The organism is Nonomuraea terrae (genome assembly GCF_044465245.1).
Classification (GTDB): Bacteria; Actinomycetota; Actinomycetes; order Streptosporangiales; family Streptosporangiaceae; genus Nonomuraea; species Nonomuraea terrae.
This window is the reverse complement of record NZ_JBITLL010000010.1, coordinates 79,956-103,182: the sequence shown is the minus strand read 5'-3', so window position 1 is coordinate 103,182 and position 23,227 is coordinate 79,956. Positions and strand designations below refer to the sequence as shown.

Sequence of the window (23,227 nt, the reverse complement as noted above, 5' to 3'; positions counted from 1 at the left end):
CGTGCGCCAGCTGCCACACTAGAAGGATGTACTCCTCGATCGCCACGCCCGCGCAGGCACGAGTCGACCTGGCCGCCATCAGGCACAACGTGGCCCAGCTCAAAGAGCGGGCCGGCGGCGCGGAGCTCATGGGCGCCGTCAAGGCCGACGCCTACGGCCACGGCCTGCTGCCCACCACCGAGGCGATGCTTCAGGGCGGGGCCGGCCGGCTCGGCACCGCGGTCATCAGCGAGGCCCTGGAGCTGCGCGCGGGCGGGGTGACCGCGCCGATCCTGTCCTGGCTGATCACCCCGGGAGAGGCGCTCGACGAGGCGCTGGCCCGCGACATCGAGCTGTCGGCCTCCGACGTGCGGCTGCTCGACGAGATCGCCGAGGCCGCGCGCCGCACCGGCATCACCGCGAAGACCCACCTGGAGGCCGACACCGGCATGAGCAGGGGCGGCTCGCCGCCGGCCGACTGGCCGGGGCTGCTGTCCAGGGCCATGGAGCTGCAGGCCGAGGGCGTCATCGACATCACCGGCATCTGGACACACTTCGCCTGCGCCGACATCCCCGGCCACCCCTCGATCCGGCGGCAGCTGGAGACGTACGAGGCGGCGCTGAAGCTGGCCGAGCAGGCCGGCGCGGCCGGCTCCCACGTGATCAGGCACATCGCCAACTCCGCCGCCCTCATGACGCTGCCCGAGGCCCGCTTCGACATGGTCAGGTCCGGCATCGCGATGTACGGCCTGAGCCCCATCCCCGAGCTGGGCGACTTCGGCCTGCGCCAGGCGATGACGCTGGTCGGCCGGGTCGCGCTGGTCAAGCGCGTGCCCGAGGGGTCCGGCGTCTCCTACGGCCACCTCTACGTCTGCGAGCGCGAGACCACGATCGCCGTCGTCCCGCTCGGCTACGCCGACGGCATCCTGCGCCACGCGGGCGACCGGGCCGAGGTCCTGGCGGGCGGGCGCCGCCGGCGGATCACCGGCCGGGTGTGCATGGACCAGTTCATGATCGACCTCGGTGACGACGAGCTGTCGGCCGGCGACGAGGTGGTGCTGTTCGGGCCCGGTGACGGGGGCGAGCCGACCGCCCAGGAGTGGGCCGATAGCCTCGGCACGATCACGCATGAGATCGTGACCAGGATCGGCTCGCGCGTGCCGCGGGTCTACGAGAGAAGGAGCACGGAGTGACGGCGAGCGCGCGGCGGCCATGAGCGGGAAAAGGATCGGGGAGATGACGACGACGACCACTCGGCGCAGGGTGGGCATCGCCGGCGCGCTCGTCGGCGCGGCTTCGGCCGGTGTCGCGGCGGCGGCGCTGGCCAAGCGGTACGCGGTCGGCCGCATCCGGCTGCGCCACGACCCGGAGGCCAGCGAGCCCTTCGGCGAGCTGCGCGGCAGGCAGCGCACGCTCATCACCTCCGACGGCAAGGCGCTGCACGTCGAGGTCGACGGCCCCGAGGACGCCCCGCTGACCATCGTGTTCTGCCACGGCTACTGCCTCAGCCTGGAGTCGTGGCACTACCAGCGCAAAGACCTGCGCGAGAACTACCGCGTCGTGCTGTGGGACCAGCGCTCCCACGGCCGCTCGCAGCGCGCCGGCGCCGACGACAGCACGATCGACCGGCTCGGCGAGGACCTCGCCGAGGTGATCGAGGAGTTCGTGCCTGGGCCGTGCGTGCTCGTCGGCCACTCCATGGGCGGCATGACGATCATGGCGCTGGCCGACCGCCACCCCCACCTGTTCGGCGACAAGATCCGCGCGGTGGCGCTCATCTCCACCTCGGCGGGCAAGCTGGCCGAGCTGACGCTGGGCCTGCCCGCGATGCTCTCCAAGGTCGTGCACAAGCTCGCCCCCACCACGGTCTCGATGCTGGGCAAGCGGGGCTCGCTGATCGACAAGACCCGTAACGCCGGCAGCGACATCGCCTTCCTCTTCACCCGCTACTTCGGCTTCGGCGACTCCGGCAACGTCAGCCCCACCGTGGTCGACTTCGCCGAATCGATGATCAGGCAGACGCCGACCGAGGTGGTCGCCGATTTCTACCCCGCGCTGATGAACCACGACAAGCTCTCCGCGCTGCACGTGCTCGACCCGGTGCCCACCGCGATCCTGGTCGGCGACAGCGACTGGCTCACCCCGCCCGACCACAGCAAGGCCATCGCCTCCGCGCTGCCCAAGGCTCAGCTCACCGAGGTGCCCGACACCTCCCACCTGATCCAGCTGGAGCGGCCGGGCGTCGTCAACGACGCGCTGCGCGACCTGGTGAAGAGGGTGGAGCTGTGACGAGACTCGCGACCGCCGACGACATGCGCGCCTACGGCGCCCGCCTGGCCGCCCGGCTGCGGCCCGGAGACCTGGTGATCCTGTCGGGCCCGCTCGGCGCGGGCAAGACCACGCTCGTGCAGGGCATCGCCGAAGGGCTCAAAGTACGCGGCCCGATCACCTCGCCCACGTTCGTGATCGCCCGGGTGCACCCGTCGCTGCACCAGGGCCCGCCGCTCGTCCACGTCGACGCCTACCGGCTGGGCGGCGGCCTGGAGGTCGACGACCTCGACCTCGACGCCTCGCTGGAGGAGTCGGTGACCGTCGTCGAGTGGGGCGAGGGGCTGGTCGAGGGCCTGGCGGAAGACCGGTTGGAGATCCACATCGACCGCGAGGACGGCGACGACGCCCGCGTCGTGACGCTGCGCGGCGTGGGCGCGCGGTGGGCCGACACGCCGTCTGATCCGCTGCAAGATTAATCGGCGGGTAAAGCATTGGTACGCCTGGCACCCTTGACGTAACCGCCCGGCGATCTGAAACATGATCGTTGGTCAGGGATTCGCCCAGATTTTCTGGGTATCACGAGGGGCGACATCCACAGATCCGGTGGATGCTGGGTTGTACGACGGCAGAGTGGGGTGCGGCCGGTGCTCAGGGTCAGGCGAGTCGCGTACGCGGGAGCCATCGTCATGGTCGGTCTGACCGGCTGCACAGCCTCGGCCGAGACCGATCCGACGGCCACCCCCACCCCCACCGCGAGCGGCACAGCCGCCCCCACCGCGACCGCGACCGCCACCGGGAGCCCCAGCCCGACGACCACCAGGCCGACCATCTCGGTGCAGCTCAACCCCGACCGCGTCAACGCCGGCGAGACGACCGGCGTGTGGATCTTAGCCAACTGCCCGGTGCCGACCGGCGGTCCCGCCCACACCGGCACGGCCACGTCCAGGGCGTTCGTCAGCGGCGTCACGCTCAACCCGGTGCCCGCGGCCTCCGTCACCCCCACCGCGACCTCCTCGCCGGCCGCCGCCTCGCCGTGGGTGCGCGGCGAGGCCCAGGTCTCCGGCACGATCCGGCGCGGCAGCTACCGGGTCGACGTCAAGTGCGACGGCACCAACGACATGGGCCGCGCCACCCTCCGCGTCGTGGCGCCGCCCGCCGACGAGAGCGAGGACGACGACGTGCCCACCGGCCTGCCCAGCCGGGCGCCCCGGGCGGGCGGCGGCGGCACGTACGCGCAGGAGGCCGCCGACGAGTCGTCCATCCCGCTCGGCCCCGCCGGCGTGCTCATCGGCCTCGCCCTGGCGGCCGGCGTCGGCATCGCGATCAAGCGTCGGTCCAAGGCGTAGCCGATGGCCCGTCCAGGACGGGTCGTGCTGGCCGGCGCGGTGACGGGCTTGGTGCTCGCCGCGTTCGGCAGCAACCTGCGGACCCAGAACACCACTCCGGCGAAGGCGGTCGTGCCCGAGAGCATCGACATCCCGTCGATCGACGTGGAGGCCCCGCTGATGAAGCTCGGCCTGCTCAAGAACGGCGAGGTCGAGCTGCCTCCGTACGAGAAGCCCAAGATGGCCGGGTGGTACGCCCGCAGCGCGGTGCCCGGCGAGAAGGGCGCCTCGGTGATCATCGGGCACGTCGACACCAAGACGGCGCCCGCCGTCTTCTACCGCCTGCGCCAGTTGCGCAAGGGCGAGACCGTCAAGGTGGAGCGCAGCGACGGCAAGGTGGTGACGTACAAGGTCGACTCCGTCGAACAGGTGCACAAAGACCGTTTCCCCACCAAGCGCGTCTACGTGGAGGACGGGCTCAAGCTGGTGACGTGCGGCGGAAAATTCGATTACGCCAACGGCGAGTACCTCGATAACGTCATCGTGTACGCCTCACCAGTCTGAGAGGGCGGCGATGAGCGGCGACAACCCGCCTGCGTCCGGCGTCCGCGTGCCGTGGCACGACGTGCATCCGGGCGTGCGCGCCGCGGTGGCGGAGTTCCTCGGCGGGCCGGTGGTCGAGGCCGTCACCCAGCCGGGCGGTTTCTCCCCGGCCTGTGCCGCCCGCCTGCGCGCCGGCAACGGCAGGCGCGCGTTCGTCAAGGCCGTCGGGCCCGAGCCCAACCCGAAGACCGTCGAGCTCTACCAGGCCGAGCTGAAGGTCGCGGCGGCGCTGCCCGCGTCCGTGCCCGCTCCCAGGCTGCTGACCGGCTTCGAGCTGGAAGGCTGGGTCGCGCTGGTCTTCGAGGACGTCGAGGGCGAGCACCCGGCGCTGCCGTGGCGGCGCGAGCAGCTCGACGTGGTGCTCGCGGCGATCGAGCGGATGGCGGTGGAGCTCACCCCGTCGCCGGTCCGGGTGCCCACCGTCGGCGCGGCGTTCGGCGAGGCCTTCCGCGGCTGGCGCCGGCTGCTCGGCGAGGACACCACCGGCCTCGACCCGTGGGCGGTGCGCCACCTCGGTGAGCTGGCCGAGCTGGAGTCGGGGTGGGCCGCGGCGGCGGCCGGCGACAGCCTGGTCCACGGTGACCTGCGGGCCGACAACATCCTGCTCGCCGGCGATCGGGTCTACCTCGTCGACTGGCCGTACGCGTGCCTCGGGGCGCCCTGGTTCGACCGGCTGGCCATGCTGCCGTCGGTCAGGATGCAGGGCGGGCCGCCGCCCGACGAGCTGTGCACCGACCCCGATCCGGCCATCACGGTGGTGGTGGCCGCGTTCGCCGGCTACCTGCTGCGGCAGTCTCTCCAGCCCGATCCCCCCGGTCTGCCCACTTTGCGGGCGTTCCAGCGGGCCCAGGGCGTGGTGGCCCTCGACTGGCTGAAGCGGCGTACCGGCTGGGTGTGACCCCGGCGGCGGGTAGGCTTGAGAGTCGTGCTGGTCCTGGCCTTTGACACCGCGACACCTGCCGTCACCGCCGCGCTCCACGACGGGGAGCGGGTGCTCGCCGAGCGTACGACGATCGACGCCCGGCGCCATGGTGAGCTGCTCGTCCCCACCGTCGAGCAGGTCCTCCAGGAGGCCGCCGTCCCGCTGCGCGAGGTGACGGCCATCGTGGCCGGCAGCGGCCCCGGCCCCTACACCGGCCTGCGCGTCGGGCTGATGACCGCGCAGGGCCTCGCCGGCACGCTCGGCGTCCCGGCGTACGGCATCTGCACACTCGACGCGGTCGCCTACGGCAGCGGGCTCGCCGAGCCGTTCCTGGCGGCCACCGACGCGCGGCGCAAAGAGGTGTTCTGGGCGCGCTATTCCGACATGCGCACCCGGGTCGACGGGCCGTTCGTCGACCGTCCCGCCGACGTGCCCGTGAACGGGCTGCCGGTGGTGGGCGCGGCCGCCACGCTCTACCCCGACGTCCTCGGCGACGGCGGCGGCGCGCCGCCCTACCCCTACGCGGGGGCCCTCGCCGCCCTGGCCGCCGAGCGGCTGGCGGCGGGCGTTCCGCTCGATCCGCCGCGTCCGATCTACCTGCGCAGGCCCGACGCCGTGGTGCCCGGCGCGCCGAAGAGGGTGACGGCGTGAAACTCCGGCCGATGACCGAGGACGACCTGCCGGCGGTCATGGCCATCGAGCGCACCACGTTCCCGCTCGACGCGTGGAGCGAGGGCATGATGCGCGGCGAGCTGGCCGACATGCCCCGCACCCGCCACTACGTGGTGGCGCTGGTCGACGACGAGATCGTCGGCTACGCGGGGCTCGCCGCCGCGGCCGACCAGGCCGACGTGCAGACCATCGCGGTGCTGGAGAAACACCGCGGCACCGGCATCGGCAGCGCGATGCTCACCGCGCTGCTCGCCGAGGCCGGCCGCCGGGGCGCGCGCGAGATCTTCCTGGAAGTACGCTCCGACAATCCGCGCGCGCAGACGGTCTACCGGCATTTCGGGTTCGAGGAGATCGGCATCCGCCGCCGCTACTACGACGACGGCACCGACGCGATCATGATGAGAAGGAAGCTGGATGGCTGACGCACCTCTGGTCCTGGGCATCGAGACGTCCTGCGACGAGACCGGCATCGGCATCGTCAGGGGCCACACACTGCTGGCCAACACCATCGCCTCCAGCATGGACGAACACGCGCGCTTCGGCGGCGTCGTGCCCGAGGTCGCCTCGCGCGCCCACCTGGAGGCCATGACGCCCACCGTGGACGCGGCGCTGACCGCGGCCGGGCTGAAGTTCTCCGACATCGACGCCATCGCCGTGACGGCCGGTCCGGGCCTCGCCGGGGCGCTGCTGGTCGGCGTGGCCGCCGCCAAGTCGTACGCGCTGGGCCTCGGCGTGCCGCTCTACGGCGTCAACCACCTGGCCGCCCACGTCGCGGTCGACCAGCTGGAGCACGGGCCGCTGCCCAAGCCGTGCGTGGCGCTGCTGGTCTCCGGTGGTCACTCGTCGCTGCTGCTCGTGCCCGACGTGGCCGAAGACGTGATCTCGCTCGGCTCCACCGTCGACGACGCGGCCGGTGAGGCGTTCGACAAGGTGGCGAGGGTGCTCGGGCTGCCGTTCCCCGGCGGCCCGCACATCGACCGGGCAGCCCGCGACGGTTCCGGCGCGGCGATCGCGTTCCCGCGCGGCAAGATCGACGACGGCACGCTCGACTTCTCCTTCTCGGGCCTCAAGACGGCCGTGGCGCGCTGGGTCGAGGCCCGCGAGGCGGCGGGCGAGTCGATCCACGTGCCCGACGTCGCCGCGTCCTTCCAGGAGGCGGTGGTCGACGTGCTGACCCGCAAGGCGCTGCAGGCGTGCAAGAAGTACGACGTGCACGACCTGCTGATCGGCGGCGGCGTGGCGGCCAACTCCCGGCTGCGCGCGCTGGCCCAGGAACGTTGCGACGCGGCCGGCGTACGCCTGCGGGTGCCCCGCCCGGGCCTGTGCACCGACAACGGCGCCATGGTGGCCGCGCTCGGCTCCGACCTGGTGGCGGCCGGTGTCAGGCCCTCGACGCTGCAGATCCCGGCCGACTCCTCGCTGCCGATCACGACGGTGCACGTCTGAACCGGGCGCGGGTGAGACGCAGCGTCGCGGCGCCGGCGAAATAGCCGGCCAGGGCCGCCGGCGACATGCCGGTCAGCCCGTGGTCTCCAGGCCCGGCCATCGCGATGGCGAGGATCGCGGCCAGTACGGCGAGCATCCCGGCGCACGTCAGCACGCCCGCCGCCGCCCCGGCCCTGGCTCCCGCGGCGGGAGCGGGACCGGAGCGCCGTTCCACCGGCCCGAACACCGCCACGAGCACCAGGAGGATCACGGCCAGCGCGGCCAGCCAGGGCAGCCGCAGCACGAGCCAGAGCGTCGTGTCCGGCGGCGGGTCCGGCAGCAGCCCGGTCGGGTACAACGCCAGCGCGCCCAGCACGGCGGCGGTCATGTGCCACAGGAAGAGCGTCATGATCACCGAGTTGACCGCCACGACGACCATCCACGGACGCAGCCGCCGCAGCCAGCGGGAGGACGGGCCCTGCGAGGCCAGCGCCAGCCCCGTCTGCGTGAGGGCCAGCGCCAGCATCGCCAGGGTGGGCGGCGAGGTGTTCTGCCCCACCATGCCGAGCGGGTACGGGCCCGGCACGGTCAGCAGCAGCAGCGCGGCCAGCCCCACCGCCGCCAGGGGCCAGCCCACCTTCGGCCGGCCTGGCAGGCGGCCGTCCTGCCAGGCGAAGCCGAGCTGGTGCACGGCGAGCCAGGCGAACAGGAAGTTCCCCTCGCCCAGCGCGGGCGCCCAGCCGAGCATCCGCGCCGCGTCCCCCGCGCCGACCAGGACGGTCAGCACGACCGGCACCGCCAGACCGTAGCGGCGGTGCAGCGCGTGCGTCGCCGGCGTGAGCACCACCACGGCCAGGTACGCCACGAGGAACCACAGCGGGATCGCCGCCATCCACACCCCGATGCCCACCAGCTCGCCGTCCGCGCCGAGCGCGCGCGCCACCAGGGCCGTCGCCGCCAGCACGGCCAGCAGCGCCGTGGTCGGGCGCAGCAGCCGGTCGGTACGGCGCAACGCCCAGGCGGCCGAGTCGCCGCCGCGCCGGCGGTGGGAGGTCAGCGAGGCGGCGTTGGCGTACCCGCCGACCAGGAAGAACACCGGCATGACCTGGAACAGCCAGGTCAGCGGCACCGCCCAGGACACCAGGTCCAGCACGTTGCCGCCGCTCAGCCCGCCGTCGTACGTGACGTGCACCGCCAGCCAGTGACCGATGACCACGGCGCCGATCGCGATGGCGCGCAACAGGTCGACATGGCGGTCCCGATGCGCCGGCGTCTCTTCGGCCAGCCGCCGCATCTCCCGCAGAGCACCAGCCGTCAGCGACACGCTCCGGCGTCTACCCAGGACACAGCCGGCGTATCCCGTCACGCAGAGTCGGGTACGCGGGCGTCCAGCCGAGCTCACGCTCGGCCTTCTCCGTGCTCAGCCGGATACGCGTGCGCACCAGCATCGCGTACGCGTACGGCGCCGCCCGCAGCGGCCACGAGGGCACCGTGTACGGCTCCGGCGCGCCCGCCGCCCGGGCCAGAGCCCGCACGTAAACGCCGAACGACACGGCCTCGTCCCCCGCGATGTTGTACGCCCCCTGCCCCCGCTCCAGCGCGGCCACGGCCGCGGAGGCGGCGTCGTGCACGTGGACCGGTGTGATCAGGCCCGACGGGCGGAAGACCGGCAGCAGGCGCCGCCGGGCCAGGTGCATCAGCCGCCGGGTGGCCGGCTCCGGGCCGTAGAACATGCCGTAGCGCAACGCCACGCCCTCGATGCCCGGCGTTTCGAGGGCCAGCCGCTCGTTGCGGCGCATCGCCCGCATGTGGACCTCGAAGGGGCCGGTGCCGGGCCGGGCGAAGGGGTGGTCCTCGGTCACGGGGTCGGGGCCGTGGTCGTGGTAGCCGTACCCGAGGAAGAACGACTGCGTCACGAAGCGGCGCGCGCCCATGCGGCGGGCGGCCTCGACGAGGGTGGCGGTGCCGTGTTCGCGCAGGGCGTCGGTCGCGTACAGGTGGCGGTGGAACAGCGGGACACCCGAGATCGCCGTCGCCTGGTGCACCACCGCGTCGGCCTCGTGGCCCTCGACCGCGGCCAGCACCGCGTCGCGGTCCGTCAGGTCGGCGACCACCGGCGTCACGCCCGCGAGTCTGCCGGGCGACCGCGTCAGGGCGAGCACCTCGTGGCCGGCCGCGAGCAGCCGCGCGACCAGCTCCGTGCCGACCACGCCGGTGGCGCCGGCCAGGAGCACCCTCATGGCCGCAGCGCCCGCAGCCGCACGACCAGCGCCGCCGCGGCGAGCACCGACAGCAGGCCCAGCTGCCACCAGTCGGAGTCGCGGCCGCCGAGGTGGCGATCCAGCAGGTGGTTGACCGCGTGGAACGTGTTGGTGAACACGAACCCGGCCAGCACGACCGCGATCACGTCCCGCCACCGGAGCGCGCACACCATCATCAGGCCGATGCCGATCTGGAAGACACCGGCGTCATGCAGGAAGTGGACGTGAAGGGGCCAGCCCGCCCACGCCGCGAAGCCGGCCGGGTCGACGCGCATCCACACGCCGGCCACCAGCATCGTGGCCGCGGCCACCACCACCGTGATCTTGACGAACATCCGTCGCTCTCCTTTCCCTCAGAGCAACGGACGTTCCAGACCCCGCGAACGTGACGTCAGTCTTTCGTACGCGCCGGGCGCAGGAGGGCCTCCGCCAGGGCCAGCATCGTCTCCTCCAGCGCGCCCAGCCGCTTGGTCAGATCGTCGGTGGCCGGCTGGACGACGCCCGTGACCGTCTCGGCGAGCTCGTCGCGGTCGGGACGCGATCTGACCAGCTCGCCGAGCGCGTCGGCGGCCGCGGTCAGCCGCTCGGCCTGCTCACCGGAGTGGGACCGGATCAGCTCGGGCAGCGTGGCGGGCAGCTCGCCGACGGACCGGCTGACGGCCTGGAGCCGGTCGTCGACCGCCTCCAGGTGTTCGCCGGCCTGCTCGGCGCGGGTGGCCAGGCCGCTCATGTGGGTGTCGAGGCCGTTGAAGCGGCTGTCGATCGTGTCGAAGCGGTTGGCGAGGTGCTCTTCGGCCTCGGTCAGCCGCTCGTCGATGGCGTCCATGTGGCTGTCGAGCTTGTTGAAGCGGCCCTCGTTGCGCGTGGCGCCGTCGCCGAGGCGCTGGTCGGTGGCGTTGAGGCGCTCGTCGATCATGCCGAAGCGGGTGTCGACGCGGACGTCGAGCGCGTCGAAGCGGTCGTCGTGGCGGCCCAGGTGGCCGTCGAGGGTGCCGAGCCGCCGGTCGACCCCGCCGAGACGTTCGTCCATGGACGTGAGCCGCTTGTCGACCCCGCCCAGCCGGGTGTCGATCTCGGCCAGGCACTCGTCGGCGGACTCGAGCCTGCCGTCGAACCCGGTGAGCCGGCCCTCGGCCCGCTCGAGCCGGGCGTCCACGCTGCTGAGCCGGGCCGTCAGCCGCTGCTCGCTCTCCCCGAGCTGGACGGCGAGGTGGCGGTCGGTCTCGTCGAGCCGGGCCGTCAGGCGCTGCTCGGTGCTCGCCACGCGGCCGGCGAACTGCTCGTCGGCCTCCTTGAGCCGGCAGACGAGCCGCTCGTCGGCCTCGACCAGGGCCGTGGCGAGCCGCTGGTCGGTCTCGTCGAGCCGGGCGGTGACGCGCCGGTCGCTCTCGTCGAGGCGGGCGGTCAGCCGCTGGTCGGTCTCCTCCAGGCGGGCGGTGAAGCGCTGCTCGGCGGCCCCGACCGTGCCGGCGACCGCGTCGGCCACCTGCTCGCCGATGCCCTGCGACAGCTCGGTGACGACGCCCTCCACCCGGTCGGTACGGGAGGCCAGCTCCGCCACCGACTTGTCGAGCCGGGTGAAGCGGCCGGCGGCGGCCTCCATGCTGGAGCCGAGCACGGACAGCTTGGCCGCGAAGTCGGCGGTGGTGTCGAGCACCGACTGCAGGCGGTTGAGCGCCTCCTCCACGCTCTCGCCCACCGCGCCCAGATCGGCCCGCACGCCCGGCAGCTCGCCGACCGGGGCCACCCGGGCGTCGACCTCGCCCACCTTGTCGCCCACGGCGTCCACGTGGTCGCGTACGGCCTCGACGTGCTGGGCCAGCCCCTCGGCCCACATCGGCGGCTTGACGGAGATCTCGTCGAGCCGCCCGCTGACCGACTCGAGGGTGCCGCTGAGCCCGCCCAGCTCCCGCTCGCGCACCTCGCGCAACAGCCATTCCATGCCTTCGAGCCGCTGGCGGATCTCGTCGAGGACGGCCCCCTGTGTGCGCTGCTCGTACACATGGTCTTGCGCGGCGCGCGCGAGCAGGTCTCGCATCCTCTCGGAGATGGCGGAATGTCCGCCTGCCTGGAGAAGGGCGGTGTGGTTGGAATGGTCCACCGAAAGCTCCTTCGCTCGCCGACGGTCTGCCGCGCAGCGGTGGGGTAGGTCCGGTTTGCAGATGAAAGAGCGAGAACGCGAGTAACCGCATTAGGGGGAGAACTCCCGCCCGCCCACCTTAGCCGCTGGATCAAGGTCCGGCGGACGCGAATCGAGAGATCGCGGTTAACGCGTTGATTGCCCGTTTCCGCTGGTTCGGGCAGGTGAGAGCGGGCGGCAGATCAGCACCGAAGGTTTGTCGGCGATCCTGGTCAGGAAGACCACCGCCGAATTGTCGCCGCCAAGTCGCAGATCGGTGCGCAGGCGTTCGATGTCGACGGCGGAGCCGCGCTTTTTGATGGTGACATTGCCGATGTGCCGCTCACGGAGTGCGGCGCGGAGTTTTTTCAGAGAAAACGGAAGAACGTCTTCTACTTCATATCTTGTCGCCCATGGGGTCTCCGCCGGGTCGTCCGCGGTGATGTAGGCGATCATGGGGTCGAGCAGGCGTCCGCCCACCAGCTCGGCGACCTCGCCGATCAGGTGGGCGCGGACGGCCGCACCGTCGGGCTCGTACACGTAGCGCCCCGGCGGGCCGGCCGGGGCCTCGGCGCCCGTGGCGGTCAGGGTGTGCCCGCCGGGCAGCAGCGTGGCCCGCCGGCCGCCGCTCTCCCCGCTCCACAGGGTGGCCTCCTTGACCTCGCCCTTGTACGACACCCACTCGGCCTGCGCGCCCTCCGGGATGTAGGAGTACGGGATGCCGGGGGCGACCTTCAGGCACGCCAGGCGGGCCCTGGCGACCAGGTCGAGCACCACCGGCCACGGCGGCGAGTAGGCCATGGGGTCGAACGTGCGCCCCTTGCCCGTGCGCCGGGCCGGGTCGGCGAACAGCACGTCGTAGTCCTCGGGCCGCACCCCGGCAGCGTCGGCGACCGTCACCGTCACCCGGTCGCCCAGCCCGAACGCCTCGGCGTTGGCCCGCGCCACGGCGACCGTCAGCGGGTCGGTGTCGACGGCGTCCACCGCGCAGCCGGCGCGGGCGAGCGCGAGCAGGTCGCCGCCGATGCCGCAGCAGGCGTCCACGACGCGCGGAGGGGCCCCGTCATGGCGCAGGTCGAGCAGGCGGCGGGCGCGGTGGGCGGCGACCTCCGCCCGCGTGGACTGCTCCAGGCCGTGCGGCGTGAAGTACATCAGCGCGGCCTCGGCGCCGAACTTGGCCTTGGCCCGCTCCCTGAGCCCGGCCTGCGTGAGCGCGGCGGAGGTGAGCGCGGCGTCGTACGACCTGCGCAGGGTCGTGGCGGCGGCGACCGGGTCGGCGCCGGCGAGCTCCCCGGCCTCCGCGAGCGCCCGCTGCCCGCGCGGAGTCAGCAACTCGGTGAAGGCGTCGAGGTCCACGCCACCCGACGTTAGCGCCACCAGCGGCCCGCCCGGGCCCCGGCCTCTTCCCGTACGTCGTGTCGCTCCTTCCGGCGCCGGAAACCCGGGCATCGTCGCTGATCCGGGCGCGGATCCCCACCCTGATCGCTCTGAGCGGACGCGTTCGTGTTGACTGTCAAGCCCCTCTTGCATATGTTTCGTGTTGGCACTCTCACCATGAGAGTGCCAACGTGCGACGAGGCAGGTCTGACACCCGCGACGGCAGGCCCAGCTGGTCGCCTCTTCTGATCATTCAAATCTGAAGGGGAGGTCCGATCGTGACGACCGCCACCAAGGTTCCCGTTAAGCCGCTCGGCGACCGCATTGTGGTCCAGCCGCTTGAGGCCGAGCAGACCACCGCTTCCGGCCTTGTCATCCCGGACACCGCCAAGGAGAAGCCGCAAGAGGGCAAGGTCCTCGCGGTGGGCCCCGGCAACTGGGACGAGGACGGCGACAAGCGGATTCCGCTCGACGTCTCCGAGGGCGACATCGTCCTCTACAGCAAGTACGGCGGCACCGAGGTCAAGTACGGCGGCGAGGAGTACCTCGTGCTCTCCGCCCGTGACGTTCTCGCGATCATCGAGAAGTAGGCCGGATGTGTCGAGCCCCGGGCGCTCTTGAGGGCGGCCGGGGCTTTCGACGCTAGGAGAGGACTTTCAGCAATGGCGAAGATCCTGGAGTTCGACGAGGACGCCCGCCGCGCGCTCGAGCGCGGTGTGAACGCCCTCGCGGACGCCGTGAAGGTAACCCTGGGCCCGCGTGGCCGCAACGTCGTCATCGACAAGAAGTTCGGTGCTCCGACGATCACCAACGACGGCGTCACCATCGCCCGTGAGGTCGAGCTGGAAGAGCGCTACGAGAACCTCGGCGCCCAGCTCGCCAAGGAAGTGGCGACCAAGACCAACGACATCGCGGGCGACGGCACCACCACCGCGACCGTCCTGGCCCAGGCCATGGTCCGCGAGGGCCTGCGCAACGTGGCGGCCGGCGCCTCGCCGCTGTCGCTCAAGCGCGGCATCGACAAGGCCGCCAAGGAGGTCAGCGAGCGCCTTCTGTCGAGCGCCCGTGAGGTCGACGACAAGAAGGAGATCGCCAACGTCGCCACGATCTCCGCTCAGGACGCCCAGATCGGCGGCCTGATCGCCGAGGCGTTCGACAAGGTGGGCAAGGACGGTGTCCTCACCGTCGAAGAGTCCAACGCCATGGGCATGGAGCTCGAGTTCACCGAGGGCATGCAGTTCGACAAGGGATACCTGTCGGCCTACATGGTGACCGACCCCGAGCGGATGGAGTCCGTCCTCGAGGACGCCTACATCCTGCTCACCCAGGGCAAGATCTCCTCCATCGCGGACTTCCTGCCGCTGCTGGAGCAGATCGCCCAGACGAAGAAGCCGCTGCTCGTGGTCGCCGAGGACGTCGAGGGCGAGGCCCTGGCCGTCCTGGTCACCAACAAGATCCGCGGCACCTTCACCTCCGTGGCCGTCAAGGCCCCGGGCTTCGGCGACCGCCGCAAGGCGATGCTGCAGGACATGGCCATCCTCACCGGCGGCCAGGTCGTCAGCGAGGAGGTCGGCCTCAAGCTGGAGCACGTCGGCCTCGAGGTGCTCGGCACGGCCCGCCGCGTCGTGGTCACCAAGGACGCCACGACCATCGTCGACGGCGCCGGCGACGCCACGGCCATCGAGGACCGCGTCAAGGAGATCAAGATTGCCATCGAGCAGTCCGACTCCGACTGGGACCGCGAGAAGCTGCAGGAGCGCCTGGCCAAGCTCGCCGGCGGTGTGTGCGTGCTGCGTGTCGGCGCCGCCACCGAGGTGGAGCTGAAGGAGAAGAAGCACCGCCTCGAGGACGCGATCTCCGCGACGCGCGCCGCGATCGAGGAGGGCATCGTCTCCGGCGGTGGCTCCGCGCTCATCCACGTCTCCAAGGAGCTCGACGACCTCGGCCTGACGGGCGACGAGGCCACCGGTGTCGGCATCGTGCGCCGCTCCCTGGTCGAGCCGGCCCGCTGGATCGCCGAGAACGCCGGTCTCGAGGGCTACGTGGTGACCCACAAGATCGCCGAGCTGTCCGCGGGTCACGGCCTCAACGCCGCGACCGGCGAGTACGGCGACCTGATCGCCCAGGGCGTCATCGACCCGGTGAAGGTCACCCGCTCGGCCGTGCAGAACGCGGCGTCGATCGCGGGCATGCTGCTCACCACCGAGGTGCTCGTGGTGGACAAGCCCGAGGAGGAGGCCCCGGCCAACGGCCAGGGCCACGGTCACGGCCACGGCCACTGACCCGTCCTTCACAACCGCGACGGCCCGCGCCCCCTAGGGTGCGGGCCGTCCGGCGTTCCCAGGGGCTTCCAGAACGCGGACGCAGGTCGTCCGTCTGTCGGCGCCGACCCCCGGGACGTGCGCGTAGGCGTGCCAGGTGACGCATGTGAAGGTGCTCGCCCCGCGGGGTTCGGGATCAGGTCGTACGCTGGGCGCTGGGCGCGCTGGTCATGGGCGGGAGGTGGGCGGTGCGGTATCGGCGGGCGGTGCAGCGGCTGCGGATGCTGGCCCGGGCGTGTGAGCAGACCCGGCGTGTGCCGGTGGACGAGCCGTTCCTGCGCGCGGCGTACGTCTTCGGGGGTCTGGTGGAGGGGGCCGATCCGGTCGAGCAGGTCGAGGTCGTCTTCGTGCTGAACCTGCCGCCGGAGGAGGTCGCCTGGGGGACGCAGCCGCCCGGCACCGCGTGGCTGGTCGACTTCCTGGAGCTGGACAAGGGCGGGGTGGCGTACCGGTGGCGGTCCCGTCATGACGCGGTGGCGAACCACCGCATCTCTGAGCCGGTGCGGTTCTGGTCGCTGGACGGGATCGACGAGAGCGTGCTGGACGCGCTGGAAGGCCGCCGGTTCGAGCTGCTGAGTCAGGGGGACCCGGCGGCCGGGACGGAGCGCGCGGACGTCACGGAGGAGCTGAGGGCGGCCCTGGAGCATCTGCGGGCCGTCCACGAGGCGTACTGGGACCGGAAGTGGCGGCGCGAGCACCGCGGCCTGAGCCGCCAACCCGAGCACCATCTGTGGGAGGCCGTCGGCGGCTACCTGGAACTGCTCGACCTGCGTGACGAATGACCACCGCCCCGGCGGCGCAGGCCCAGAGGGTCGGTGCCCGGCCTGCGCGGTCCACGGGCCGGCGGCGCCTCAGCTCACCGCCTGCTTCACCAGCGCGCCGATCCGCGCCTCCACCTCGGCCGTCACCTCGGTCAGAGCGAAAGCGGCGGCCCACATCGTGCCGTCGTCGAGGTTCGCCTGGTCGCTGAACCCGAGCGTCGCGTAGCGGGACTTGAACTTCGCCGCACTCTGGAAGTGGCAGACGATTTTGCCGTCCAGCGCGTAGGCGGGCATTCCGTACCACAGCTTCGGCGTGAGGTCCGGGGCGACGGCGGTGATGACGGCATGGACCCGCTCGGCCATGATCCGGTCCGATTCCTGCATCTCGGCGATCTTCGCGAGTACGTCGCGCTGGTCCTGCGCCGCCTTGTCCGCACGCGAGCTGCGGCGCGCCGCCTTCTTCTGCTCCTGGGCGTGGTCCTTCATCGCGGCCCGCTCCTCGGCCGTGAATCCCTGGTAGTTGTCGCTCATAGCGGGTTGTCTCCTTGAGAGTCTTGATTTCGGAATCTTGAGAAGGATCTGCCGTGCGCCTCAGGCGGAGGCCGCCTCCCAGACGAACCCGTCCGGGTCGGTGAAGGGCCCGGCGTCGCCGCCGAACACGATGCGGTGCGATCCGGTGCCCTCCTGGGAGAGGCCGGTGTCCTTGGCGAGGGCGCGGCGCGGGTAGAGGGCCAGGGTGACGGCCGACGACGGGGTGTCGAACTCGACGTACTTGCCGCCGAAGCTCTTGGCCACGGTCAGGCCGCGCTCGACGTAGAACCGCTTGCTCGCCTTGACGTCCGCCACTCCCAGCAGGAGCGCGACCTGGTCGACGTGCCGGGAGGCGGGGCCGGTGTCCTTCTTCTTCGAGGTCGCGATCTTGCAGATCGTCCCGTCCGGCGCGCGTACGACGCCGCCGTAGCCCCAGAACCCCTTCGTGGCCGGCTTCAGCGTCGTGGCGCCGGCGTCGAGGGCCGCATCGATGAGGGCGTCGACGTCGCCCGGCTGGGAGACCACGAGTGACAGCGCGAACCCACGAAAGCCGGTCGTCGGCGCGTCCGAGGCGCGTACGTTCACGTAGGAGCCCAGGCCGAGGGCTTTGTGGAAGGCCGCCACGGCCGTGGGGTCGGGAACTTCCAGGGTGACGGATGCGAAGGGGGTCATGGCAGGTCCTTGGGGTTCGTCGTCTTGTCGGCGGTCGCTACACGGCGGGCAGGGCGGGGCAGGTCGGCGCTCACCGGTCCTGGATCAGCCCGAGGACGTTGCCGTCGGGGTCGGTGACCGTGGCCACCAGCCGGCCGCCGCCGACCTCGTGCGCGGCCTCCTTCACGGTGGCTCCCGCGGCGGTGACCTCGGCCAGCTTCGCCTCGATGTCCTCCACGTGCCAGTAGGCCACCGGGGAGGTCATGCCCTGCGGTCCGCCGTCCGGCACCAGTCCGATGTGCTGGCCCTCGGCCTCGAAGCCGACGTAGTAGGGCGAGTCGGTCTGCGGCGAGATACCGAGCAGGGCCGCGTACACGGCTTTGGCCTTCGCCAGATCCGACACGGGGTGCAGCACGGTCTTGATTCCCTGGGTGGCAGAGCCGGTCATGATCACTCCTGTGGTCGTGGGTCACATCGACCCGCTGTGTTGGTAGGCACAGCTTTTCTCCCGGCCTGGGCGGTCCGCATCCGTGGTGACCACGGATTCCGACCACGGACCGACGGCACGGATCGACGGCACGGACCGCGCACGGTCGCCGTTGCGGATGGGACGCGGAGAGATGCGGCAAACTGGGGCAATGGTGACAGGCGTGGAGATCTCGCCTCGGGAAGCCGAGGTGCTGGAACTGCTCGGGGCCCATCTCAGCAACGCCGAAATCGCGGCACGACTGTGCATCTCGGTGCGCACCGTGGAAAGTCACGTCTCTTCGCTGCTGCGGAAGCTGGAGGTGCCGGATCGGCGGGCGCTCGCCCAGCGCGCGCCCGAGTCGGCCGGCGCCGCCCCGTCGCATCCGGCGCCGCTGCCGGCCCCGCTGACCTCGTTCGTCGGCCGGGTGGGCGAGCGGGCGGAGCTGGCCGCGATGATCAGGGGACATCGTCAGGTGACCGCGGTCGGTCCCGGCGGAGTGGGCAAGACCCGGCTGGCGTTGGCGGTGGCCGCGGAAGCAGCCGGCGAGTACGCCGACGGGGTGTGGTTCGCCGACCTGGTGCCGGTCACCGATGCGGGCATGATCGCGACGGCGGTCGCCGGCGCGCTCGGCCTCGGTGAGCAGCCCGGCCGCGACATGACCGAGTCCGTGGTCGCCGCGCTGGCCGACCGTCATGCGCTGCTGGTGCTGGACAATTGCGAGCAAGTGGTGGACGGGGTGGCGCTGTTTCTCGAGCGGCTGCTGGCGACGTGCCCTCGGGTGACCGTGCTGGCGACCAGCCGGGCACGGCTGATGGTGCCGTTCGAACGGGTGTATCCGGTCCCACCGCTGTCGCTGCCCGTCGACGGTGAGTCCGACGCGGTCGCGTTGTTCACGGAGCGGGCGGCGGCGGTGGGCCGGTCGCCGGACCCCGCACTGCGCGACCAGATCGCCTCGATCTGCGAGCGGCTGGACGGGATGGCGCTGGCGATCGAGCTGGCCGCCGCCCGGTATCCCACGCTCGGGCTGGACGGCATCCACGCCGCCCTGTCCCACCCGCTGCGGATGCTGACCGGCGGCTCCCGTGCCGATGAGCGGCACCGTTCGGTGCGGGGGGCTCTGGACTGGAGCCATGCTCTGCTGGAACCGGCCGACCGGGCACTGCTGCGCCAGGTGTCGGTGTTCGTGGCACCGTTCACCGCCGCCGCGGCGGCGGAGATGGCCGGGTCCGAGGAAGGCGTCGTCGCCGAGGGACTGGCCCGGCTGGCCGAGCAGAGCCTGCTGGTGGTGACGGCGTCCCCCGGCGGGACCCGGTACCGGGCGCTGGAGACCATCCGCCAGTACGGGACGGAGCGGCTGGCGGAGGCCGGTGAGCTGGTCGACGCTCGATCCCGCCACGTCCGCTGGTGCCTGGCCAAGGCCGCCGAGCTGGCGGTGGTAGGAGCGGACTGGCGGGCCAGGTTCGACGCGGTGGCGGACGATCTGCGCGCCGCCCTGGCGTGGGCGGCCGACCAGCCGGAACAGCGCACGGACGCGTACCGCCTCGCCCGGTTCATGGCGGAACTGACCTTCACCCGGCACCTGATCGGCGAGTCCCAGGGGCGTTATGAGCAGGCCGCCGCGCTCGCCGACGACCCCGCCGCCGGCGCGTCGATGCTCCGGCAGGCCGCGGCGGTGGCCGGCTGCCGGATGCATGGCGACGACATGTACCGCCTGCGCCGCGCGGCCGCGGATGCCGCCCGCCGGTCCGGCGACAGCGCCGGCGCCGCCTGTGACCTGGCGACCGCCGCCGCCAACGCCTACCGGTTCTCCGGCAAGTTCGTACGGAATCTGCCACAGGAAGAGGCGGTCGCGCTCATCACTCAGGCACGGGAGCTGGCCGGCGACGACCCGGCCGCCCAGAGCGCGGTGGCGCTGGCCGAGGCCGGGCGGGCGCTCACCGAGATCGGTGCCGCACCGGGCCTGGCCGACACCGGGGTTCCCATGACGATCGCCTACGCCGAACGAGCGGTCGACCTCGCCCACCGCACGGGTGACCCGCTCGCCGAGTCCGCCGCGCTCGACACGCTCACCTGCGCCCAGAGCTGGGCCGGTGACACGTTCGCGGCCGCCGACACGGCCCGGCGCCGGATCATGTCGCTCTCGTCCACACCGGACACCCCGGCCGCCATCCACGAGCTGATCGAGGCGCTCGGCGAGGTCACCGAGGCCAGTCTCGGCACCGGCGACCTGTCCGGTGCCCGCCGGTGGGCCCGGCAGCTCGCGGATCATCCCTTGCTGGCGGAGGTAGGCCACCGTGCCACAGGCTGGCTCCTGGTGGCCGACGCGTTGGCGGGCGACATCGAGGAGACGCTCACCGGCAGCATCCGGTTCCTCGACGCGTGGCAGCGGGCGGACGGTCCCGCCAGGTCCGTCCTCGGTCCGCCGGCGGCGGCGGTGGCGATGATCCACGGCCTGCGCGGCGACCAGGACGCCTGGCGCGAATGGAGCGCGCTGCTGAATCAGCTCGACCCCTCACCCCGGAACACCTGCGGCTACGGTGCGGTCTTCGACGCGATGCTGCTGCTCCACCGTGGGCGGGCACCGCAGGCGGTGGAGCGGCTGGCGCCTGAGCCCGGCGAGGTGTGGCAATGGGTGACCTGGATCTGGCTTCACTGGTACGTGGCGCTGCGCGCCGAGGCCGCCGTGCTCGCCGGGAGCTCCGATGCCGGCGACCGTCTCGCCGAGGCCCGGACCGTCGTGGCCGGCAACCCGGTCGCCACCGCCCTCGTGGAGCGGGCCCACGCGCTGCTCGACAATGACCAGGAGCGGTTGCTCGCCACGGCGGACGCGTTCGACACGGCCGGCTGTCGCTACCAGTCGGCGCGCACCCTGGTGCTCGCCGGCGGCGAGCACGCCACCCGCGGCGCGGCCGCGCTGGCCGATCTCGGCTTCGCCGCGATGGCCCATGCCTCGGCATCCACGATGACCTCGCAGTGATGCGCCGCGCGGTGAACACGGGCCCTGCGGTGACCGCGGCTTCGGCGGTGACCGCGGCGCCGGTGGGAGGCGAGCCCGGGAGGGGCTGAGGGGATGGGGCGGGATTTGGCGTGAAGGTGGGTGGATATGGGGGAAAAGGTGGATTAATGGGAGTAAACCGGGATCGGGCGATAAGCGTCTGAGCGCTGACAAATGTCGTGCATTCCGGGGAAACGGATGAAACATTATGTCAGGGCATAAGGCTTAGTGTGTCTGTCCGATTACTCCTGGTTATCGTCGCGTCAATGTGACCAATCCGTAGCCGTTCGCTATGACGACAGGCCGGATCAGTGCGGGCATCATGCCTATCGTGAGCGAGGGAAGCGTCGCCGACGCCAAAACCGGGGTAAGGCTCGCGTCGAGACTTCCGGCACGGACGGATGACTCCGACCTAAGGGAACTGACGAGCCTCGCCGTACAGGGAGATCGCGGTGCGATCGAATCCCTGATCGGTGAGTTGCGTCCGATGGTGGTGCGCTATTGCCGCGCCAGGCTGGGCAGGGTTTCGGGGCAATATCACATTGCCGACGACGTCGCCCAGGAGGTGTGCATCGCGGTGCTGTCCGCGCTGCCGCGATACCGCGACATGGGCCGGCCCTTCGCGTCGTTCGTGTTCGGGATCGCCTCGCACAAGGTGGCCGACGCGTTGCGCAGCTCCGTGCGCTCGGCCGTACCGACTCAGGATCTGCCCGACGGGCCGGACGACGGGCCGGGGCCCGAGGAGACAGTGGTCCGCTACATCGAGGTGGAGCACGCCCGCCGGCTGCTGGCCAGGCTGCCCGACAACCAGCGGGAGTTGCTGTTGTTGCGGGTGGTGTCGGGGCTGTCCGCCGAGGAGACCGGTAATGTACTCGGCATGTCACCGGGTGCGGTTCGCGTCGCCCAGCATCGGGCGTTGGCGAGGTTGCGGCAGATGGCCGAGCTGGAGTCGGCTTGACGCCTGAGGAAGAGACCGACGCGCTGCTCGACGCGCTCGGGCGTGGTGAGAGGCCAGATCACGGCGATCCGGCCGTGCGGTTGCTGGTCGCGTTGCTCGACGAGGTGGATCAGCGGCGTTCTTCTGTGTCGATGACCCCGTCGACGTAGCCTCTGGCGTAGTCCCAGCTCACGTAGTCTGCCGGGTCGGGATGGAAGGCCGGCTCGTGGACCTGCGGCTGGCCCTTCTCGATCATCTGTTTGAGGTTGCCGCGCAGCAGCTCCCAGTCGAAGAAGTGCTGCTCGCCGCATTCGGGGCAGTCGAGTACGAGCCCCAGCACCCCTTGCGGTTCGAGCAGCGAACGGAACACCTCGACGTCGGCGAGATCCGTGATGGCCTCGTCGCGCTCGGCCGCGGTGAGCGGCTCGGCGTCGTCGAGGTCGCCCATCGCCGAGGAAGGGTCGTTAGGGTCGTCCGCGAATGGATCGCGGGGGACGTCTTCCAGCACCTTCCCACCATATGACCGAAGCGGCCCGCGCGGTGGCTATTACCTGAGCCATCCGCGACGGGCGGCCTCCGCGCCCGCGTGGAAGCGTGATTGGGCCCCCAACTCGGTCATCGCGTCGGCGAACCTGCCGCGGACGGTGCGTACCGACACGCCCAGCTGGCGGGCGATCGACTCGTCGCTCATGCCCTGCGCGGCCAGGCGCAGCACCTGCATCATCCCCTCGCCCCTGCGCCCCAGCAGGAGCGGTACGGCGCGCGACCACAGCTCGTCGAAGAGCGTCCGCAGCACGCCCACGATGACGGGAGTGCGGACGAGATAGAAATTGTAGGCGTGGTCGGGCAGGTTGCCGCCCCAGAGCGCGGGCAGGCCGGCCACCTCGTCGCCGGCGGTCATGAACCAGCTCGGCACCCGGTCGAGCGTGCGCACCCGGCCGCCGGTCTCCACCAGGCGGGTCAGCTGGTCGCGTACGCCGGGCAGCACGACCGTGGAGACGGGGACGATCACCTGGACGCGGAGCAGTTCGCGCTTCTGCGCATCAATCCACGGATCAGCGAATTTCCGCACAAAATCGGTCATGGTGCGCTCGTCCGGAACCGCGGTGGCCAATTGCATCGGCGGCGCCTGCACGGCTATGCCGAGCACGCTTTCGTACAGCACGTCCGCCCCGCTCGCCATCTCCACCGTGAAAGGGCCGCTGCGATAGTCGCGTCCGGCGTCGTAGTCGCGGATCAGATGGCGGATCGAGCCGAGCGCGGAGTCGATCCTGCGGCTCTCCTCGGCCAGCCGGTCGAGCCGCCGGGCGATCAGCCGGCCGAGCGCGGCGGCGGGATGCCGGGGCAGGTAGTGGCCGGACTGCTCGTCGACGACCCCGAGCCTGACGAGGTCGTCGAGCTGCCGGCCGACCGTCTCGACGGACCCGTCCATGGCCTGCGCCAGATCGGTGCGCGTGGCCCTGTGCAGACGCAGGACCGCCGTGTAGAGCGAGGTCTGTGCCGGATCGAGACCGAGGGTCTCGAAGGGATCGGGCACGGTGTGCGGCTCGTCGCGCATGCGGGCGGCTCCGTCGGGGGGATACGGGCGTGCGGCGAGGATAACCCCGC

At 71.8% G+C, this 23,227-nt stretch carries 24 protein-coding genes; 14 read left to right on the top strand and 10 right to left on the bottom strand.

The window, feature by feature from the left end:
* Nucleotides 1-26: 26 nt before the first annotated feature.
* The 9 genes from alr to tsaD all read left to right on the top strand — a co-directional run bounded on the left by alr (nt 27) and on the right by tsaD (nt 7,218).
* Nucleotides 27-1,172 (top strand): alanine racemase, encoded by a 1,146-nt coding sequence (gene alr / locus ACIBP6_RS45845; protein ID WP_397061452.1) that lies wholly within the window; start codon nt 27-29, stop codon nt 1,170-1,172.
* Nucleotides 1,173-1,215: 43 nt separating this feature from the next.
* Nucleotides 1,216-2,268 carry an alpha/beta fold hydrolase gene (locus ACIBP6_RS45840; RefSeq protein ID WP_397061451.1) on the top strand — a complete coding sequence of 351 codons (1,053 nt, stop codon included), beginning with the start codon at nt 1,216-1,218 and terminating at the stop codon, nt 2,266-2,268.
* Nucleotides 2,265-2,726, top strand: a complete 462-nt coding sequence (gene tsaE / locus ACIBP6_RS45835) for a tRNA (adenosine(37)-N6)-threonylcarbamoyltransferase complex ATPase subunit type 1 TsaE (protein WP_397061449.1) — start codon at nt 2,265-2,267, stop codon at nt 2,724-2,726. The genes ACIBP6_RS45840 and tsaE overlap by 4 nt, the downstream gene beginning before the upstream one ends.
* Nucleotides 2,727-2,894: 168 nt before the next feature.
* Entirely contained in the window at nt 2,895-3,596 is a 702-nt protein-coding gene (locus ACIBP6_RS45830; protein WP_397061447.1) for a hypothetical protein, read from the top strand.
* A 3-nt stretch (nt 3,597-3,599) separates the two neighbouring features.
* Entirely contained in the window at nt 3,600-4,139 is a 540-nt protein-coding gene (locus ACIBP6_RS45825; protein WP_397061445.1) for a class F sortase, read from the top strand.
* A gap of 10 nt (nt 4,140-4,149) precedes the next feature.
* Complete coding sequence (locus ACIBP6_RS45820) at nt 4,150-5,076, top strand: aminoglycoside phosphotransferase family protein (RefSeq protein ID WP_397061444.1); 927 nt, start codon at nt 4,150-4,152, stop codon at nt 5,074-5,076.
* A 27-nt stretch (nt 5,077-5,103) separates the two neighbouring features.
* Nucleotides 5,104-5,751, top strand: a complete 648-nt coding sequence (gene tsaB / locus ACIBP6_RS45815) for a tRNA (adenosine(37)-N6)-threonylcarbamoyltransferase complex dimerization subunit type 1 TsaB (RefSeq protein ID WP_397061442.1) — start codon at nt 5,104-5,106, stop codon at nt 5,749-5,751.
* Nucleotides 5,752-5,762: 11 nt separating this feature from the next.
* The gene (gene rimI / locus ACIBP6_RS45810; protein WP_397061500.1) at nt 5,763-6,194 is read left to right on the top strand and encodes a ribosomal protein S18-alanine N-acetyltransferase; all 432 of its coding nucleotides are present in this window, start codon (nt 5,763-5,765) and stop codon (nt 6,192-6,194) included.
* Nucleotides 6,187-7,218: a tRNA (adenosine(37)-N6)-threonylcarbamoyltransferase complex transferase subunit TsaD gene (gene tsaD, locus ACIBP6_RS45805; protein WP_132622560.1), complete on the top strand. Its 1,032-nt coding sequence runs from the start codon at nt 6,187-6,189 to the stop codon at nt 7,216-7,218. The genes rimI and tsaD overlap by 8 nt, the downstream gene beginning before the upstream one ends.
* On the opposite strand, the gene ACIBP6_RS45800 is transcribed toward tsaD, so the two are convergent.
* The 5 genes from ACIBP6_RS45800 to ACIBP6_RS45780 all read right to left on the bottom strand — a co-directional run bounded on the left by ACIBP6_RS45800 (nt 7,199) and on the right by ACIBP6_RS45780 (nt 12,933).
* On the bottom strand, nt 7,199-8,521 hold the full coding sequence (locus ACIBP6_RS45800; RefSeq protein ID WP_397061440.1) for an acyltransferase: 1,323 nt from the start codon (nt 8,519-8,521) through the stop codon (nt 7,199-7,201). The two genes, tsaD and ACIBP6_RS45800, sit on opposite strands and share 20 nt — an antisense overlap.
* Nucleotides 8,522-8,531: 10 nt before the next feature.
* Nucleotides 8,532-9,437, bottom strand: a complete 906-nt coding sequence (locus ACIBP6_RS45795) for an NAD-dependent epimerase/dehydratase family protein (RefSeq protein WP_397061438.1) — start codon at nt 9,435-9,437, stop codon at nt 8,532-8,534.
* The gene (locus ACIBP6_RS45790) at nt 9,434-9,793 is read right to left on the bottom strand and encodes a hypothetical protein (protein WP_132622049.1); all 360 of its coding nucleotides are present in this window, start codon (nt 9,791-9,793) and stop codon (nt 9,434-9,436) included. The genes ACIBP6_RS45795 and ACIBP6_RS45790 overlap by 4 nt, the downstream gene beginning before the upstream one ends.
* A gap of 56 nt (nt 9,794-9,849) precedes the next feature.
* Nucleotides 9,850-11,559, bottom strand: a complete 1,710-nt coding sequence (locus ACIBP6_RS45785) for a hypothetical protein (RefSeq protein ID WP_397061436.1) — start codon at nt 11,557-11,559, stop codon at nt 9,850-9,852.
* 165 nt (nt 11,560-11,724) lie between these two features.
* Nucleotides 11,725-12,933 (bottom strand): class I SAM-dependent methyltransferase, encoded by a 1,209-nt coding sequence (locus ACIBP6_RS45780; protein WP_397061434.1) that lies wholly within the window; start codon nt 12,931-12,933, stop codon nt 11,725-11,727.
* A 299-nt stretch (nt 12,934-13,232) separates the two neighbouring features.
* Between ACIBP6_RS45780 and groES the strand changes: the two genes are divergently transcribed.
* The 3 genes from groES (at nt 13,233) to ACIBP6_RS45765 (ending at nt 16,057) form a co-directional block, all read left to right on the top strand.
* Complete coding sequence (gene groES, locus ACIBP6_RS45775) at nt 13,233-13,544, top strand: co-chaperone GroES (protein ID WP_043623565.1); 312 nt, start codon at nt 13,233-13,235, stop codon at nt 13,542-13,544.
* A gap of 72 nt (nt 13,545-13,616) precedes the next feature.
* On the top strand, nt 13,617-15,236 hold the full coding sequence (groL, locus tag ACIBP6_RS45770; protein ID WP_132622055.1) for a chaperonin GroEL: 1,620 nt from the start codon (nt 13,617-13,619) through the stop codon (nt 15,234-15,236).
* 227 nt (nt 15,237-15,463) lie between these two features.
* Nucleotides 15,464-16,057 carry a DUF7711 family protein gene (locus tag ACIBP6_RS45765; RefSeq protein ID WP_397061432.1) on the top strand — a complete coding sequence of 198 codons (594 nt, stop codon included), beginning with the start codon at nt 15,464-15,466 and terminating at the stop codon, nt 16,055-16,057.
* A gap of 69 nt (nt 16,058-16,126) precedes the next feature.
* Here ACIBP6_RS45765 and ACIBP6_RS45760 read toward each other — a convergent pair whose 3' ends face one another.
* The 3 genes from ACIBP6_RS45760 to ACIBP6_RS45750 all read right to left on the bottom strand — a co-directional run bounded on the left by ACIBP6_RS45760 (nt 16,127) and on the right by ACIBP6_RS45750 (nt 17,666).
* Complete coding sequence (locus ACIBP6_RS45760; protein WP_397061430.1) at nt 16,127-16,567, bottom strand: iron chaperone; 441 nt, start codon at nt 16,565-16,567, stop codon at nt 16,127-16,129.
* Between the two features lie 60 nt (nt 16,568-16,627).
* On the bottom strand, nt 16,628-17,239 hold the full coding sequence (locus ACIBP6_RS45755; RefSeq protein ID WP_397061428.1) for a glyoxalase: 612 nt from the start codon (nt 17,237-17,239) through the stop codon (nt 16,628-16,630).
* A gap of 70 nt (nt 17,240-17,309) precedes the next feature.
* Nucleotides 17,310-17,666 carry a VOC family protein gene (locus ACIBP6_RS45750; protein ID WP_132622063.1) on the bottom strand — a complete coding sequence of 119 codons (357 nt, stop codon included), beginning with the start codon at nt 17,664-17,666 and terminating at the stop codon, nt 17,310-17,312.
* A gap of 202 nt (nt 17,667-17,868) precedes the next feature.
* On the opposite strand from ACIBP6_RS45750, the gene ACIBP6_RS45745 reads away from it, so the two are divergent.
* Together ACIBP6_RS45745 and ACIBP6_RS45740 are read left to right on the top strand one after the other, a co-directional pair.
* Complete coding sequence (locus ACIBP6_RS45745) at nt 17,869-20,664, top strand: ATP-binding protein (RefSeq protein ID WP_397061426.1); 2,796 nt, start codon at nt 17,869-17,871, stop codon at nt 20,662-20,664.
* Nucleotides 20,665-21,004: 340 nt separating this feature from the next.
* The gene (locus tag ACIBP6_RS45740; RefSeq protein WP_132622496.1) at nt 21,005-21,640 is read left to right on the top strand and encodes a sigma-70 family RNA polymerase sigma factor; all 636 of its coding nucleotides are present in this window, start codon (nt 21,005-21,007) and stop codon (nt 21,638-21,640) included.
* Nucleotides 21,641-21,749: 109 nt separating this feature from the next.
* Here ACIBP6_RS45740 and ACIBP6_RS45735 read toward each other — a convergent pair whose 3' ends face one another.
* Complete coding sequence (locus tag ACIBP6_RS45735; RefSeq protein ID WP_111184766.1) at nt 21,750-22,127, bottom strand: DUF5319 domain-containing protein; 378 nt, start codon at nt 22,125-22,127, stop codon at nt 21,750-21,752.
* A gap of 39 nt (nt 22,128-22,166) precedes the next feature.
* Entirely contained in the window at nt 22,167-23,177 is a 1,011-nt protein-coding gene (locus tag ACIBP6_RS45730) for a helix-turn-helix transcriptional regulator (protein WP_397061424.1), read from the bottom strand.
* Nucleotides 23,178-23,227: the final 50 nt, after the last annotated feature.